This window comes from Kitasatospora sp. RG8 (genome assembly GCF_017813315.1).
Taxonomy (GTDB): domain Bacteria; phylum Actinomycetota; class Actinomycetes; order Streptomycetales; family Streptomycetaceae; genus Kitasatospora.
The window spans coordinates 131,434-146,872 of record NZ_JAGIYX010000013.1; the positions used below are offsets into that span (position 1 = coordinate 131,434).

The 15,439-nt window shown below is 69.4% G+C and carries 13 protein-coding genes; 8 read left to right on the forward strand and 5 right to left on the reverse strand.

What is annotated here, in order from left to right; genetic code table 11:
- The first annotated feature begins 22 nt into the window (after positions 1 to 22).
- Positions 23 to 3,019, forward strand: a complete 2,997-nt coding sequence (locus tag J5Y04_RS20625) for a Z1 domain-containing protein (protein WP_209413553.1) — start codon at positions 23 to 25, stop codon at positions 3,017 to 3,019.
- Between the two features lie 15 nt (positions 3,020 to 3,034).
- Here the strand turns inward: J5Y04_RS20625 and J5Y04_RS20630 are convergent, their stop codons facing one another.
- Entirely contained in the window at positions 3,035 to 3,391 is a 357-nt protein-coding gene (locus tag J5Y04_RS20630; RefSeq protein ID WP_209413554.1) for a hypothetical protein, read from the reverse strand.
- Positions 3,392 to 4,142: 751 nt separating this feature from the next.
- Here J5Y04_RS20630 and J5Y04_RS20635 point away from each other — a divergent pair.
- The 5 genes from J5Y04_RS20635 to J5Y04_RS20655 all read left to right on the forward strand — a co-directional run bounded on the left by J5Y04_RS20635 (position 4,143) and on the right by J5Y04_RS20655 (position 10,390).
- Positions 4,143 to 4,832, forward strand: a complete 690-nt coding sequence (locus J5Y04_RS20635) for a hypothetical protein (protein ID WP_307853215.1) — start codon at positions 4,143 to 4,145, stop codon at positions 4,830 to 4,832.
- A 78-nt stretch (positions 4,833 to 4,910) separates the two neighbouring features.
- Positions 4,911 to 6,332, forward strand: a complete 1,422-nt coding sequence (locus tag J5Y04_RS20640; protein WP_209413555.1) for a ParB/RepB/Spo0J family partition protein — start codon at positions 4,911 to 4,913, stop codon at positions 6,330 to 6,332.
- The gene (locus J5Y04_RS20645; protein WP_307853216.1) at positions 6,332 to 8,164 is read left to right on the forward strand and encodes a DEAD/DEAH box helicase; all 1,833 of its coding nucleotides are present in this window, start codon (positions 6,332 to 6,334) and stop codon (positions 8,162 to 8,164) included. Before J5Y04_RS20640 ends, J5Y04_RS20645 begins: the two co-directional genes overlap by 1 nt.
- Positions 8,145 to 9,032, forward strand: a complete 888-nt coding sequence (locus J5Y04_RS20650; protein WP_209413556.1) for a protein NO VEIN domain-containing protein — start codon at positions 8,145 to 8,147, stop codon at positions 9,030 to 9,032. Before J5Y04_RS20645 ends, J5Y04_RS20650 begins: the two co-directional genes overlap by 20 nt.
- A 143-nt stretch (positions 9,033 to 9,175) precedes the next feature.
- Positions 9,176 to 10,390 (forward strand): DNA cytosine methyltransferase, encoded by a 1,215-nt coding sequence (locus J5Y04_RS20655; protein ID WP_209413557.1) that lies wholly within the window; start codon positions 9,176 to 9,178, stop codon positions 10,388 to 10,390.
- Here J5Y04_RS20655 and J5Y04_RS20660 read toward each other — a convergent pair.
- The 3 genes from J5Y04_RS20660 to J5Y04_RS20670 all read right to left on the reverse strand — a co-directional run bounded on the left by J5Y04_RS20660 (position 10,301) and on the right by J5Y04_RS20670 (position 12,453).
- Complete coding sequence (locus J5Y04_RS20660; RefSeq protein WP_374106065.1) at positions 10,301 to 10,795, reverse strand: very short patch repair endonuclease; 495 nt, start codon at positions 10,793 to 10,795, stop codon at positions 10,301 to 10,303. The two genes, J5Y04_RS20655 and J5Y04_RS20660, sit on opposite strands and share 90 nt — an antisense overlap.
- Before the next feature lie 64 nt (positions 10,796 to 10,859).
- Complete coding sequence (locus J5Y04_RS20665) at positions 10,860 to 11,309, reverse strand: RICIN domain-containing protein (protein ID WP_307853217.1); 450 nt, start codon at positions 11,307 to 11,309, stop codon at positions 10,860 to 10,862.
- Entirely contained in the window at positions 11,302 to 12,453 is a 1,152-nt protein-coding gene (locus J5Y04_RS20670; RefSeq protein ID WP_209413559.1) for a low temperature requirement protein A, read from the reverse strand. The genes J5Y04_RS20665 and J5Y04_RS20670 overlap by 8 nt, the downstream gene beginning before the upstream one ends.
- Positions 12,454 to 12,657: 204 nt before the next feature.
- On the opposite strand from J5Y04_RS20670, the gene J5Y04_RS20675 reads away from it, so the two are divergent.
- A complete protein-coding gene (locus J5Y04_RS20675; protein ID WP_245205125.1) occupies positions 12,658 to 13,776 on the forward strand; it encodes a hypothetical protein in 1,119 nt (372 codons plus the stop codon).
- A gap of 230 nt (positions 13,777 to 14,006) precedes the next feature.
- Positions 14,007 to 14,342, forward strand: coding sequence for a hypothetical protein (locus J5Y04_RS20680; protein WP_209413560.1), 336 nt, complete (start codon positions 14,007 to 14,009; stop codon positions 14,340 to 14,342).
- A gap of 165 nt (positions 14,343 to 14,507) precedes the next feature.
- Here the strand turns inward: J5Y04_RS20680 and J5Y04_RS20685 are convergent, their stop codons facing one another.
- Positions 14,508 to 15,335 (reverse strand): TIGR02452 family protein, encoded by an 828-nt coding sequence (locus J5Y04_RS20685; RefSeq protein ID WP_209413561.1) that lies wholly within the window; start codon positions 15,333 to 15,335, stop codon positions 14,508 to 14,510.
- Between the last annotated feature and the right edge of the window lie 104 nt (positions 15,336 to 15,439).

A 15,439-nucleotide genomic window follows, 5' to 3' on the forward strand; every position in this document is an offset into this window, starting at 1 on the left:
CCCTGTCCCGGAGCTGACCCTGATGACCGACGACCTGCTGGAAATCCATGCCGCCGTGCACGCGCTCATGCGCGAATCCGGACCGCGGCGCCTGTCCAAGTACCTCGCGGTCCTGGGCGAGGACATCAGCCCGGAGGCTGATCTCACTGAGCCGCGCCTGGCGGCGCGGCTGGGCAGCGCCGAGGCGGGCGACCCGCTGCTTGAGATGTGGCGGAGGCTGCTGAAGCACTGGGATCACGAAGAAGGGGCTCCCTGGGCGGCGGCTACGGCGCCCAACACGGTGGAACGCAGGTCGGCCGTCTACACCCTGCTCGGTATCGGCGAACAGCTTCAGGAGACCGTCACCCAGGCCGTACCTGTGGCCGTGGCTGCCGGCCCTGTGGTCATCAGCAAGGAAAGGCCGGACAACGACTGGTACGAAGAGAGCCGTCCAGCTCGCTCGTTCTACTGGCCCGCCTACGAGAAGTACCTGCTGACACAGCGGAAGTGGTCAGCTGATGCGGTGGCCAGCCTCGACCAGGCAACCACGCAGGTCGTCTCCCGGCTCGCTGATCCGACTTCCCCGCTGCCCTACCAGGCCAAGGGGCTGGTCGTCGGGTACGTCCAGTCCGGCAAGACCGCGAACTTCACCGGCGTCGCGGCCAAGGCCTTCGACGCGGGCTACCGCCTCGTCATAGTCCTCGGCGGCACCCTCAACCTCCTCCGGCGCCAGACCCAACGACGGCTGGACATGGAGCTCGTCGGCCGGGAGAACATCCTGGGCGGCATCGACCCCGCCGATCCCGTGGCCATGGAGGGCGTCGACTACCAGGACGACAAGGACTGGGCCGCCGGCCGTTTCCTGAACCACGGAGCCCAGCCGGCTCTCCTCGGCCACTTCAACATCGAACGCCTGACGACTCGCGACGATGACTACCGCTCGCTGCTCCGGGGAATCACCGCCTTGGAGTTCGACAAGCGCGAACCCGAACTCCCTCTGTACGACCCCCGCAACCTGCACCGGACGGCTGGCCGTCTGATGGTCGTCAAGAAGAACAAGACGGTGCTCACCAAGCTCGTCCGCGACCTCAAGAAGATCCGGACCAGCCTCGCGGAGATTCCGGTCCTCATCATTGATGACGAATCCGACCAGGCTTCCGTCAATACCTCTGATCCCCGGAAGTGGCAGGACGGCCAGACTGAACGGACCGCGATCAACGGTCTGCTCTCCTCTCTCATCAAGATGCTTCCACGCGCCCAGTACGTGGGGTACACGGCCACGCCGTTCGCCAACGTCTTCATCGACCCGTCGGACGTTGACGACATCTTCCCGAACGACTTCCTGATCTCCCTTCCCCGCCCGTCCGGTTACATGGGAGCCCAGGACTTCCATGACCTCGGCTCGGACATCAGCCCAGAGCACCGGACTATCGCGAACTCCCAGGAGAAGGCCCACGTCCGGAGCATCGAGACTCCTGACGGGGCGTCCGTCTCCCCAGAGGAGGCGACGGAGCACGCCGACTCCCGCTACCTGCGAGAAGCGCTCGACATGTACGTCCTGGCCGGCGCGATGAAGCTCTATCGCGAGGACCAGGGGGCCGGCCCGTACCGGCACCACACCATGCTCGTTCACGAGTCCGTCAAGCAGGCCGAGCACCGCGATCTCGCGGAGCGGCTCCAGCGACTCTGGGACACTTCCGACTACTTCGGCCCGCGGGGCCACGCCCGCCTCCGCGAGTTGTTCAGTTCGGACGTCCAGCCGGTCTCCGTACTGCGGTCCGAGGGCTTCGCAGTACCACTCTCCTTCGACGGACTGGCGCCCTACATCGGCCCGGCCGTGATCCGGACCGGGGGAAGCAACCACCCCATTCTGATTGTCAACGGCGACAAGGACATCGAGCAGCCGGAACTCGACTTCGACTCCCAGTCGGTGTGGAAGATCCTGGTCGGCGGCACCAAGCTCTCCCGGGGCTTCACCGTCGAAGGCCTGACCGTGACCTACTACCGCCGCAGTACCGCCGCCGCCGACACCCTCATGCAGATGGGCCGCTGGTTCGGTTTCCGGCACGGTTACCGCGACCTCGTCCGGCTCTACATCGGCCGCAACGAGACCAGAGGCCGCCAGACCGTCGACCTCTATGAAGGATTCGAGGGGATCTGCCGTGACGAGGAGTCCTTCCGGTCACAGCTCGCCCTCTACAACGGGGCGGGCGGTCCGCCACTGACCCCGGCCCAGGTGCCGCCCTTGGTTGCCCAGCACATCTCATGGATCAAGCCGTCGGCCCCCAACAAGATGTTCAACGCCGAGCTCGTCGAGATCCGGTCTCCGGGCCGGTGGGTTGAGCCGGCCGCCCACCCGGCCGCCGCTGCCGATACCCGGCACAACACCGACTGCTGGAACCCGGTCTACGCCGCTCTCGGCGGCGGAGAACGGCTTACCTTCGTGCACCTCGGCCAGAACGACCGGGGCTCGTACACCCGCTTCGCCGCCCAGACGGGGGTCGTCAGCCACGACGTTCTGCTCAAGGTCCTGGCCGGCCTGCGGTGGGACCGGCCGGAGCTCTTCGCCCCGCACCTCAGCTACCTCGCCGATCCCAGCGAGGCGGGAGCAGCAGCCGACGACTGGGTCGTCATCGCCCCCCAGCTGAGCACGGCCGGGGCAACGAGCACCGACCTGCACGGAAGCGGACCGCTGACCGTCGTCAACCGTGCCCGCAGTGCGAGCGGCGTGTTCAGCCGTATCAGCGGTATGGCCCACCGGCAGTCGGCAGAACGGATCGCCGGCCTGCTGCCGGCTACGGGGGAAGACCCCTTCGCCTCCCAGCTCGCCAAGGCACGCCGCGGTGCGGTGCTGCTCTACCCCGTGGTCGACCAGCATTCCGCTTCGAGGAACGGCAGCCCGGAGCCCGGACCGGTGACTACGGCCTTCGCCCTTCTTCCCCCCGGCAGCACAGACAGCGCGGAGCACGGTCCGCTGATTCGTTTCCGGACGATCGACTCAGGAACGGACTCGCCGGTGGTGACGCGGATGCCGGACTGACGGCTCCCACTGGTCTCAGTCCGAGGTGGCTGCCTTCAGGACCAGGTCGGCTTCGTCGTACCGCTGCGCCGAGTTGAACAGGCGGACGATGCGCAGGACGTCGTCGTGCGGGCGCCGGGCCGCGCTGTGCAGCAGGGCATCGGCGGCAACGGCGAAGCCCCGCCCATGACAGGCCGTCACCACATCCGGGATCCGGTGCACCGGCAACTTGTCGCCGGCTTCGGCCAGAACCAGATGTGCGTCCCGGTCGCGCCCGGCCAGGAGGTGCTGGATGGCGTCCTCAAGGCCTGCTTCCAGCGGCGGCAGGTCGGCCACACTCTGCCGGTCCCCCTCCGGAAGGGGGACCGGCAGGTCCTGCTCGATGCCGACCACGGTGTCAGCGGGCCGGCGAAGCACCCGGCGGACAGCATGGCGACGGATCGCCGTCGCATTTCTGCGCCGTCGCAGGACAGCGCGCCTGCCAACAGGGGGGACTACGACGTCACAGGTCGCGCTGCAGTGCCCGCACTGCGTGCACTCCTGGGAATCCCAGTCACGGCAGCGCTCACAGCGACGCGCATCCGCGTGCAACCGCTCCAGCTCGCTCAGCGATCTCGGCGGCTCTGCCCCGGAATCCTTCCAGGCCGCAGCATGCAAGTCCTCGACCAGCTTCATCGGCGGGATGTGACGGGCCCTGAGGTACCCGCTGAAGGCGCTCTGCGAGTAGTCGAAGCGGAGTGCGTTAGCAGCAAGAGTCCCTGGCTTGGGTGGTGCGGCACCCGGCTTGGCAGCCGTTACGGAGCGCGGCTTGAGACACCGGTACAGGTCGCCCAGGCCAGCGGCCAGCGCCTGCTGCTCCCGGGTGCTCCCTTTGACGAAGCTTCCGCCGACTCGGCCAAGCGGTGGCACAGCCCCTCCTCGGTGTCCGCACAATCGTGACCATCCGAGTGTGTCCGGTCAACAAGGCGGCGCAAAGACAGCCCTGTTCAGAGTTTCACTAAAGATCGTTTACGGCTGGCGCCAGCCCCGCTTCGCGCCCTTAACTGGGACTTGTCCACGTGGGTGGTCCGATGCACGGGCTGCTCCATGCTCCGGTGCACTGCAGCCCGCGTGGACTCCATAGGCCCGACTGAGAGGAAGCGCCGTGGCACTCCCGTCCTGGGAAGACGAAAGCCTGGGTTCGATGAAGCGCGTGGCCCTTTGGCTGGCCACCGAGGTCGGCGAAGGCGGCATCTTCACCTACACCAGCCTCCGTGAGGTCTTCCCCAGCACCACGCAGATCGACCGGCGCGTACGGGACCTCCGCGAGCGCGGCTGGCGCATCGACACCGCACGGAACGACGACACGCTCGGGAGCGACGAGCGGCGGCTGGTGTCCGTGGGCGAGCCCGTCTGGGAGTCCGGACACGGACCGGGCAAGAAGGCCGCCGGCCTCAACGGAGCCCGCCGCCGCGAAGTTCTCATGAAGGACGGCAACATCTGCCGGAGCTGTGGCATCACGCCGGGCGAGGAGTATGCCGAGTCCTACGAAACCGCGCAGCTGGACATTGCCCGTCGCCCGGTGAGGCACGCCGACGGGAGTGTCACGACCGAGCTCATCACCGAATGCCGTCGCTGCCGGGTGGGAGCGCCGAAGGCGGAGGCCGACGAAGCCAGGACGATCGCGGCGATCGACGGCCTCGGCGGCATGGAGCGCCAGCTGCTCGCTTCCTGGGTGAAGGCCGACCAGCGGGACTTCGGCAAGGTCGAACTCCTCTGGGCCGCCTACCGCACGATGCCCGAGGAGTCCCGGGCACTCTTCCGGAACTCCCTGGAAGCCAGCCTCCAGCAGTAGGGCTCCCCCTGCGTGGCGGCACCAGTACCGCGCAGCACCTGACCAGACGCACATCCCAACCTGAGGAGAACTGCGGCAATGAGCCCGGACCTTGGCCGGCCCCCGATGGCGGTACAGAACCAGGACCTGGTGGAGAAGCGGCTCCACGAAGCCTCCCAGGCCGGCGGGGTACGCGAGTCGCTGAAGATCGAATGGCGCAGCCAGCCGCTGCACATCGAAGTCATCGACATGCCGACCGACAGCCTGTATTACAACCCCGGAACGCACCGGATCCGCGCCCAGCGCAGCCACGACCCGAAGCTCGACGCCGCACTGGACGCCAACCCGTGGAGCCCGGAGAGCCAGGAGTACCTGCACTACCTTCTCCAGGCCAAGCCCTCGAAGACCGACGAGACCGACCCGGACTTCTCCGAGCTGAAGAAGAGCATCAAGGAGTTCGGCCAGAACGACCCTGGCCTGATCACCCGCGAGGGAATCCTCGTCAACGGCAACACCAGGCGTGCCGCGATGAAGGAGCTCGGCCAGCAGACCATCCGGGTCGGGGTCCTCCCCGGCGACTGCACCTGGGCGGACATCAGTGCGGTCGAGTTGTCGCTCCAGCTGCGCAAGGATCACCGGCGCGACTACTCGTACATCAACCGGCTTCTCGCGATCGAGGAGCAGGTCGCGCTCGGGCGGCCGCTCGGGAGCATCGCCCACGAGTTCCGGACGACCGTCCCCGCGTGCGAACAGGACCTCTGGGTGCTCGCCTGCATCCGGGAGATGATCGACCGCAGCTCCAGCGGTGGCATCGGCCTGCGCCTGGTCGATTTCGAAGAACACCAGGAGAAGCTCAAGGAGCTCCGCCGCCGTTACGCCAAGGAGCTGGCCGCCAACAAGCGCGAGGAGGCTGAGCTGATCAAGGAGACGCGGATGGCGGCGATGGTCCTGGGCTTCTCCAAGACCGATGTCCGCGTCATCGAAGACGACTTCCATGACAGGTACCTCACCCAGCGGCTGCCGGACGAGCTCCGGCCTGCCGCCGCCAGTGCCCCGGTGGCGGTGGCGATCCCCGGGCTGGGCCGTTCGGTCGCGCCGGCCGAGACGGCCAAGGTGGCTACCGCGAAGGCGTTCACCGATTCGGTACTCCGTCTCAAGGCCGCAGAGGCGGCTGGCGGCAAGCTCCCCCCGGATCAGGTGAGCGCCGCGTCGCGGAGCTTCCAGGCCGCGCGTGAGGCGGTCGAGGGCGCGCTCGACCCTGCTGGCCGCGATGCCCGGCTCCGGAAGCGCAAGCGGGCAGCTCCTGACCGGCTCAACGACGCCAGCCAGGACATCGACCAGTGCATCACCGACCTGGTACTGTCCCGCGGTTCCCGCAGTCTCGACGAAGAGGCGTTCGACGAGGCGGTCCTCCAGCTCCGCGCCAGTCTGGCCAAGCTCGCCAAGGAAGCGCAGCGCAGCGTCACCGAGGCCGGAGACGGAGTCACCTGGCTGTTGAGTGCCGTACGGCAGGAGAGTTAGTGAGCCTGACAGCAGAACCGTCTCTGCAGATCGGCTTCGACGTCACGCGCACCGCTGCTGTCCTCCGGGCAGCAGCGGGCTTCCAGAGCGAGCTCGCCAAGCTGTCGCTGCGCTTCGGTAACGGCAGCATGCGGGGTCCAGTCTCGGCCGAGATCCCGCTCGACGACTTCCTCGCAAGCCTCGAGGAGCTCGGCAGCTGGCCCGCGCCAGAGAGCGTGCAGTGGGAGGAAGCTCTCGCCGAGCTGGCCGGGAGTGTCCTGGACGATGCCGACCTTGCCCAGAAGCAACTGTCGGGGGCTGCTCCTGAGCAGCCCGCCGTGGACCCGGACAACGTGCTGGGCCTCCTGGGCGGGAACTGGGAGGCCGGGCTCACCTCGTTCCAGCAGCGAGACGTGGCCCGGCTTCTGTCCCTGCGGCACGGGGCCAACTTCAGTGTCCCCGGCGCCGGGAAGACGCGGACCACCATGGCGGTCTTCGCTGCTCTACGGGAACAGCGGGAAGTCAGCCGTCTGCTGGTAGTGAGCCCGAAGTCGGCCTACGAGGCGTGGCAGACCGAGGCGGTGCTGTGCTTCCGGCAGGCTCCCCGGACCACTGTCATGGCCGGCTCGCCCGACCCCGGCGCGGAGATCCTTATCGTCAACTACGAGCGGCTTGACCGCCAGCTGGCCGCACTGGCCGGCTGGTTGAAGGCCGGGCCCAGCATGCTCGTACTCGACGAAGCCCACCGGATGAAGCTGGGATCGCAAGGCATCTACGGCGCGGCCTGCATGGCCCTGGGGCCACTCAGCAAGCGGCGCCTCATCCTCACCGGAACTCCCGCCCCCAACGGCGCCCGTGACCTGGAGAACCTGCTTTCGTTCGTCTGGCCCGGCCACGGGCGCCGGGTCGTCAACCGGGCCGTCGCCGGCGGCGATCTCGCCCACGCCAGCGCCGTGCTCCGGCCGCTCTACACCCGCACGACCAAGCGGGAGCTGGGGCTCCCTCCGGCCCTCACCACCATCCGGTATGTCGACATGCCCGCGCTCCACCGCGAGATCTACGACGCCCTGGCAGGGCAGTACTCGGCGCGGGCCGAGGCAGCCCGTTCCGATTTCGAAGCACTCGGGAAGTCCATGCTCCGAATGCTGATGGCAGCAACCAGCCCGGCCCTGCTCAACCAGGGAAACAGCCCGTACGAGCCCCTTGAGTACCGGCTTGATTCGCAGGAGGTCCCCGAGAACGCGTCACTGCAGGCACTGCTGGCAAACCTGCCGTCGTACGAACTGTCGCCGAAGTACCAGGAGGCCCGGCACCTGGTGGCCGAGAACGCCGCCAAGGGGCGCAAGACACTCGTCTGGGCAAGCTTCGTAAGGAGCCTGACCACCCTGGAACTCATGCTCAAGGACTTCCGGCCCGCTGTGGTCCACGGTGGTACAGCTGACCGTGACGAGCAGATCCGGAGGTTCCGGGAGGACCCTGACTGCGCGGTGCTGATCTCGAACCCCGCCACGCTGGGCGAAGGGATCAGCCTCCACCAGGTCTGCCATGACGCCGTTTACGTGGACCGGGACTTCCAGGCCGGACGATTCCTGCAGAGCCTGGACCGGATCCACCGCCTGGGCCTGCCGCCTGGGACCGAGACCCGGATCACGGTCCTGGCCTGCCGGGGGACGGTCGACGAAACGGTGGCCAAGCGGCTGGAGTTGAAGCTCCAGTTCATGGGACGGATCCTCGATGACCCGGCTGTCCAGCAACTGGCCGACCTGCAGGAGGAGCCCGCCATTGCAGCGGGTATGAACATGGCCGATATTCAGGCGTTCCTGGAGCACCTCGATGCCGCAGCTGCCCGCTGAGGGGACGATGAAGGCTGCCGTGCGCTGGCTCCGTGCTCTGCGCACGGCGGACATCGACCGCGCCCGTGCGCTCTTCATCCACCACGACGCGTACGCAGACCTCACCCCCGACCAGTACAGCAGCGGCCTGGAGTGGCTGCGGCGGATCGGCATGGTACCGGTCCCCCGCGCGGCACAGGCATCCCCCGCGCTGGAAGAACGATTCCTCAACCTCCAGTTGCTGGAGAAGTCCCTTGAGGCAGCCCGTCCCGACTGGATCACCGGCGGCAACGAGGCCGCCTTCGACGGCACATGGCTGCCCGCCCCCGGCCGAGCGGTCGCCGGAGTCCTTGGTCTCAGCAACACAGATGCGGCTGCCGCCGTAGAGAAGGCCTGGCTCGCCGAACGCGCACGCGTCGGAGCTGCTGGGGAGCAGGCTCTGGTAACTCTGATCGCGCGCAGCGTACATGCCGAGGTTGTCCATGTGTCGGCGTTCTCCGACCGCTTCGGATACGACATCGCGGTGGAGTCCGCTCGTTCCGGAGTACACCTGGAGGTGAAGACCACAACGCACACGACGGGGCAGACGATCTTCCTCTCCCGCCACGAGTACGAGACCATGCGGACAGACCCCGCATGGCATCTGGTCTTCCTGCTGCTCGACGAACAGGACCAGCTGACGACCGTGAGCACGGTCTCCCGGGAATGGATAGCCAGAGCGGTGCCACGCGACCAGCACTCTCACGGCGCGAAGTGGGCCTCCGCCCGGCTGCCGCTCCCCTCAGCCGCTCTGACCCCTGGCATCGAGGCCTTGCACGAATACCTGTCGCCCGGGGCACCCGCCACTCTGCTCACCGGATCCGGCCGGCCCCACGCTGTGCACGCGTAGGCCGGGCCGGTTGTTGTCAGCCCCTGCTGGCACAATCAGGCGGAGCTACCAGCCAGGTACCAGCGGGTACGGCCGAACGCGCCAGACCGCCTTCGCCTCTGCGACACTTGGCTTTTGCGTGTCACAGCCAGGGAGGACGACCCATGACCACCAGCGAAGAGCCGCTGACCTCAGTCGAGATCTGCGCCGGCGCTGGCGGCCAGGCGGTAGGCCTCCACCAGGCAGGCTTCAAGCATGTGGCCCTCGTCGAGATCGACAAGCACGCAGCGGCCGCGCTGGCCAAGAACGTCCGGGAGCGCGACGGGTGGGAGTGGGAGCGAGAGCATGGCACCGTCCACCCGATGGACGTGAAGGAATTCACGCCCGCCGAGCACATTCCGGGTTTCGAGCACGGAAGAATCAGCCTGCTGGCAGGCGGGGTTCCCTGCCCGCCGTTCTCACTGGCCGGCCGCCAGCTCGGCCAGGACGACGAGAGGGATCTCTTCCCGAGGATGCTCGAACTCGTCCGGGAGATCGGCCCCAAGGCCGTCATGATCGAGAATGTGCGCGGCCTGCTCCAGCCCGAGCACAAGTTCGCCGGATACCGTAAGCAGATCATTTCAGAGCTCGAAGAGATGGGCTACCAGATCTGCAAGTGGGATCTGGTGGAGGCAGCAGATTACGGAGTACCCCAGCTCCGCCCGCGGGCCATTCTGGTAGCTATCCACTCGGACTACTACGCGGAGAAGTTCGAGTGGCCGGTCGGCAATGGCAAGCAGAAGACTGTTTTCCAGGCCCTGAAGAAGAGCATGCAGGATCGCTACGACAGGGCAAAGAAGCTCTACCCCGAGCTGGCTGAGAACCTCAAGGAGCAGCACCGTTTCTGGGAGAAGCACGCCAGGGTCGGCGGCGTCGCCCCCACTCTGGTCGGCGGTTCCAAGAAGCACGGCGGCGCCGACCTCGGGCCGACCCGGGCAAAGGCCGCCTGGAGCAAGCTCGGCGTCGACGCAATGGGCGTGGCCAATGACGAGGATGGCGAAATCAATGTCGCCCGGGACTTGCTGAGCAAAAACGGGCCGAAGCTTACCGTGCGCCAGGCAGCCATCATCCAGGGATTCCCGGAGGACTGGTATTTCGAGGGCGGGAAGACCGCCAAGTACCGGCAGGTCGGCAACGCATTCCCGCCGCCGGTGGCAGAGGCTTTCGGAAAGAGCATTGCCGCGGTCCTCAGCCTCGGCCCCCGCCCGGACAGCGAGAAGCAGGCAGCACTTCCGACTGCTGCCGACAGCTCAGGCCTGATCGTCGCGCATGACGGTCCGGGCATTTCCGCGACGCTCCCTGACGACCGTGCCGATTTCCAGAGCACACCCCTCCGGTGATTCGTGCTCCCAGAACCTGAGGACCATCCAGCCCGCCGCTTCCAGCTGGGCATCCGTGTCGCGGTCCCGCTCGACGTTACGAGTGACCTTGTCTGACCAGTAGCCCGGATTGGTCCTCGGCGAGACATAGTGCTCGGGACACCCGTGCCAGTAGCAGCCGTCAACGAACACGGCCACCTTCGCCGGGCGGAAGACCAGGTCAGCCGTACGCCGGAGCCCGGGAAGCGGCCGGGCAGCAACACGGTAACGGAGGCCGTCGGCATGGACGAGCTGCCTGATCCGCATCTCCGGCTTCGTGTCGCGGCTCCGGATCGCCTGCATGTTCCGCCGGTTCGCCGCGGATGACGCCCAGGACCCCTCCGGCGGAATCCAGGTATCAGCCATTGGGCTCTTCGCCTTGGACATCGTCTGCTGCACTATCTCCTGCACTGACCTCTCTGCTTCCAGGTTAGGACCCCCGGCCCGGCCGTTACTCCTGCCGTTCCAGGTGCCACCACTGGGTCGGGGAGTCGATGTCCTCGCGCTGTTCGACGGGGGCGCCGGGGGTGGGGGCGGCGGTGAGGGGCTTGCCGCTGATGAAGCTGGTGAGGGTGTAGGTGCCGGGGGCGTCCAGGTGGTGTTCGAGGAGCCACTCCTGGGCGCCGAAGGCGTTGGCGGACCACTGCTGGACGGGCACGCCGTCGTCCGTGGAGGCGCCGGTGACGTCCAGGCGCTTGCCGCTGCCGGCGTTCTCGAAGTGGTAGAGGGCGCCGCCGGGGTGGACGGCGGTGAGGTGCCAGAGCTGGGCGTCCGAGCCGTCGTCCGCGCCCAGCCGGACCTTGGCGCCGCTGCGGCGGCTCCCGTCGGCGACCTCCAGCAGCAGGCCGCTGCCGACGTTGCGCACCCGGTAGCTGCCGTCCGTGATCACGTGGTCAGTCACGGGTCGAGTCTGCCACCGGGCGCTGCCATGCCTCGTACCCGAAGGCCGCCGCGAGGACGCCCGCCGTCGCGGCCACCTCGGCCAGCGCCGAGACACCGGTGCCCAGCGGGACCACCGCGACCAGCAGGGCGGCCGCGGCGAGCCGGGGCATGTTGGGGGTGAGCGCGAAGGTGCGGCGGACGGCGGTGTTGACGGCGAGGAAGAGCGCGACGCCGCCCGCCAGTGCGGCGGCCTGGGCCATGGTGATCGGGGCGTCGGGGTGGGCGACGGCGGACTTCACGCCGGCGGCGAAGAGCAGGACGCCGAGCAGCAGCCCGTAGTGGCCGAGGTTGTAGACGGAGACCGCGAGCTGGTTGCGGCGGTACGACGGGAGCGCGGCCATGTGGTGTTCGGCGCGGGTGTCGTCGTCGCGGCCGAAGTACGCCCACCAGAGGCCCACGCAGACGGTGAGGCTGAGCACGGCGACGGCGGTCAGCGCGGGAGTGAGGTCGGCGGTGCCGGCGCCGACGCCGATGGCGATCACCGACTCGCCGAACGCGATGATCACGATCAGCCCGTGGCGTTCGACGAAGTGGTCGGCGCGGAGCTGGAACTGCGGCAGGTCGACCAGCCTGGGAATCGCGAACTGCAGGGCGAAGGCGGCAGCCCAGAGGGCGAGTTGGGGAGTTCCGGTGAGGTAGCCGCCGGCCACCACCAGGGCGGTGTTGACCAGGTTGAGCCCGCCCATCCGCAGGACCGGTCCGAGCGCCACCCCGGAGGCGGCGAACATGCCGGTGTGCACGGCGACCACCAGCAGGTACGCCCAGCCGAAGGCGACGCCGCTGCCCTCGAAGGCGTGCGGGACGGAGAGCGAGATCACCAGGAATCCGGCCATCGCGAGCAGCAGCAGGCCCCGGCGGCCGTGGTTGCTGGGCGGCATTGCGTTGGTCAGCCAGATGAACGCGTCGTACATCCACCAGATCACCGCCAGCATCACCACGACCTGTGCGAGTCCCCCCAGGTCGAGGTGGTGGACCAGGCTTCCGGTGAGCTGGGTGACGGTGAAGACGAAGACGAGGTCGAGGAAGAGTTCGAGCGGGGACGCCCGCAGAGCGGGCTCCTCCGAGGCCACGGAGGGGGCCGACAGGGCACGAGTGACGGTCACCCGCGCGAGTATGCGGTACACCGCCCGGCCCGTGCGCGCGTTTTCCGACTATCGGACCGCCGTTGTTCACCACACCCGTCCACCCCACTCATGGCACACCGCCGCACCTCACCCGTGCACACCACACCCCGGCCGTGCCCCACCCGCACTCCATCCGCGCCCCGGCCGGACGCCCCGTCAGGGCGGGCGCCTATGCTGCGGCGAATGGTGTCCGACCGAATTCCCCCGCAGGGCGGGTCCGCCGACCCGTCAGACCGTCAGCAGTCGACCCTCGAACACGCGATCGCCGAACTTGAGGCGGCGGCCGACGCCGTCGACCCCGAGCGCTTCGACGCCGCCCTCCGTCTGGTGGGCGGGCTGCTCGGACCGGCCGGGGAGCGCGAGTCGGCGGCGGTCGGCCCGCGCCTGGCCGCCGTGCTGCCGTACGCCCCGCCGTTCGAACGGGCCCACCTGGCGATGATGGTGGGCGCCTGCGTGGAGCGCGGCGCCGATCCGGTGGCCTGCGCCGGCCAGGTGCTGTCCGGCCTGCGCGGGGCGCTGAGCGGCGCGCTGCTGCTGATCGAGCGGTGGAAGGAGACGGGCGGCGGCGACCTGCCCGACCCGGACGCGGACTCCCCGGGGCAGGCGCACGCCCGGATCGCCGACCCTGACGACCCGGACGCGTGGCCCGCCCACCAGGCGGTGATCGGCTGGTGGACGCTCCACCTGTGGCAGATGGCCTCGTTCGCGGTGTACACCCACGCCGCCGTCCGCACCTCCGCGTGGTCCTCCGGCGTGACGGAGGTGCTGGCCGAGCTGGTCGAGCGCTACGGAGAGGAGCAGCACGACCTCAAGGGCCTGCTCTACCTGATGAGGACGCTGGACGACGAGCCGCTGCTGGTGCTGGACCGGCCGACCGGGACCGGTTACCTGGTCCGGATGGACGGCCTGACCGACAACTTCCAGCTGCACACGCTCCTCGCCGACCTGCTGATCGGCGGTGGCCACCTGCCGGGCGTCCGGCCGGACCCGGAGGTGGTCGCGCTCAGCCGGACCGAGGAGGTGGACGGCCGCAGGGTCACCGCGCTGGGCGCGTTCAACCTGGTCGCGCCGGACGGGTCGTGGATCTGGAACGAGGGCACGCCCAGCGACATCCCGGTGGTGGACGGCGTCCGCACCCTGGTGCTGGACCCTCAGCCGTACGAGCGGAGCTGGGCGGCCGGCCGGTTCATCCAGCAGGTCCCGGGCAGCCTCCGGCTGGAGCGGGTACTGGCTCCGGCCGAGGCGGCCGAGCGGCTCGCCCGGGCCGCCGCGGCCCACCCCTTCGAGGAGGCGTTCGGCTAGACCGAGGAGGCGTTCGGCTAGACCGGGGACGCGTTCGGGTAACCGGACCGCAGGACCGGCCGGCGATCGGGCTATGGTCGGGACGTCCGGAAGATTCGAGAAGTACCGGTCCGAGCGCCCTCGGGAGCCGAGCGGAGCGCCGAGGAGTCCGGGGCCGCGGGAGTTCCGGGGCCCGAGGACTCCCGGGAGCCCCGAAGCGTCCTGAGGAGCCTCGGGGAGTGGAGTCGACGATGGCGAGGATCCCGAACGTTCTCCCGGCCGCGGCACCCGCCGCGCTCACCGCGGCGGGCGGCCTGGTCGGCGGCTACGGCGTGGCCCGCTGGACGGGCCGGCGCGAGCTGGGCGGCGCGGTGCTGGCGGTGGCCGGGGCCGGTGCGGCCGCGCAGTGGCGGCGCCAGTCGGGCACGGCGACCGCGGCAGCACTGACCGGGCTGTACGTGGCGGCGTTCGGCGGCTCGCACCCGCTCGCGAAGAAGATCGGCGCCTTGCCGTCCGTCTTCGCCGTCACCGGAGTGGTCGCCGCCGCCTCGACCGTCGCGACCGCCCTGACGGGCCGCAAGGCCTGACAGCGCGGAAGCCGGCAACGCACGGGGCCCGACGGCACCCGGCCGCGGCGGCGCACGGGGCCCGACGGCACCCGGCCGCGACGGCGAGCGGGCCCCGACGGCGCCCGGCCCCGCCCCGCGCCGCCCCCGTCGGTTTCGGCGCGGCCGTCGTCGGCTGCCCCCGCGTCAGCCGACGGCCGCGCCGAACCGGGCCTCGAAGGCGGCCCGGTTCGCCGAGACGGGCGTGCGGTCCCAGACCGCGAACACCACCCGCTCGAAGGCCGCGCCGTACTGCTCCAGCGCCCCGTCGAACGCCTCGGCCACCTGGGCCGGGTCGTTGCGGAAGACCCCGCAGCCCCAGGCCCCCAGCACCAGGGTGCGTATCTCGTGCCGGGCCGCCGCCGCGAGCACCCGGACGGCCCGCTCGGCGAGCACGCCACGGACGTCCGAACCGGCCGAACGACGTTCGAGCTGCCCGGCGTTGGGCGCCGGCGAGGTCAGGAACGTCACCGGGTAGGGCTTCGCCAGCAGCTCCCCCTGCGCGCCCCGGATCACCGGCACGTCGGGCGAGACGATCACCCGGTGGCTGTACCGCAGGTCGCTGGAGGCGCGGTGCGCCTCGTAGTAGTCCGGCGCCTCCAGCAGGCAGGAGTACAGCAGGGCGCTGCGGCAGATGTCCTCCTCCTGGGCGCGGGCGCCCCGCAGGTAGCCCCCGCCCGGGTTCCGCGCGGAGGCGAAGTTGAGCACCCCCACCCGGCCTCCGCCGGCCCCCACCAGCCGCCGGGCCGCCTCGATGCTGCCCTCGGCCGTCACCTCGACCGCCCCCGCGCCCGGCCCCGGTGCCCCGGCTGCCACCAGCGCGTCCAGCGCCTCCGGCGTGTACGACACCGTCCCCTCCCTGGCCACCGCCAGTCGCTCCGACACCTGTACGAGCTCGCCCCCGGACGCCCGGTAGCTCCCCCGCTCGGCGATCTCCTCGTTCACCGCTGCCACGTGATGCAGTCTGCTGCTCATGTCCGCGACCGTACGGGACCGGGCCGCCCGCGCGCCACAGGTTATTCTCACCACCAGAACAACCGGTCGCGCGACAGCGGTCCGCGGCGGGTCCCGCGCCGGAC

Coding starts and splice junctions, on each gene's coding strand:
- J5Y04_RS20655 (WP_209413557.1), top strand. CDS start 9,176: ATGACCACCAGCGAAGAGCCGCTGACCTCAGTCGAGATCTGCGCCGGC.
- J5Y04_RS20625 (WP_209413553.1), top strand. CDS start 23: ATGACCGACGACCTGCTGGAAATCCATGCCGCCGTGCACGCGCTCATG.
- J5Y04_RS20680 (WP_209413560.1), top strand. CDS start 14,007: ATGGCGAGGATCCCGAACGTTCTCCCGGCCGCGGCACCCGCCGCGCTC.
- J5Y04_RS20685 (WP_209413561.1), bottom strand. CDS start 15,335: ATGAGCAGCAGACTGCATCACGTGGCAGCGGTGAACGAGGAGATCGCC.
- J5Y04_RS20675 (WP_245205125.1), top strand. CDS start 12,658: ATGGTGTCCGACCGAATTCCCCCGCAGGGCGGGTCCGCCGACCCGTCA.
- J5Y04_RS20660 (WP_374106065.1), bottom strand. CDS start 10,795: ATGTCCAAGGCGAAGAGCCCAATGGCTGATACCTGGATTCCGCCGGAG.
- J5Y04_RS20650 (WP_209413556.1), top strand. CDS start 8,145: ATGCCGCAGCTGCCCGCTGAGGGGACGATGAAGGCTGCCGTGCGCTGG.
- J5Y04_RS20640 (WP_209413555.1), top strand. CDS start 4,911: ATGAGCCCGGACCTTGGCCGGCCCCCGATGGCGGTACAGAACCAGGAC.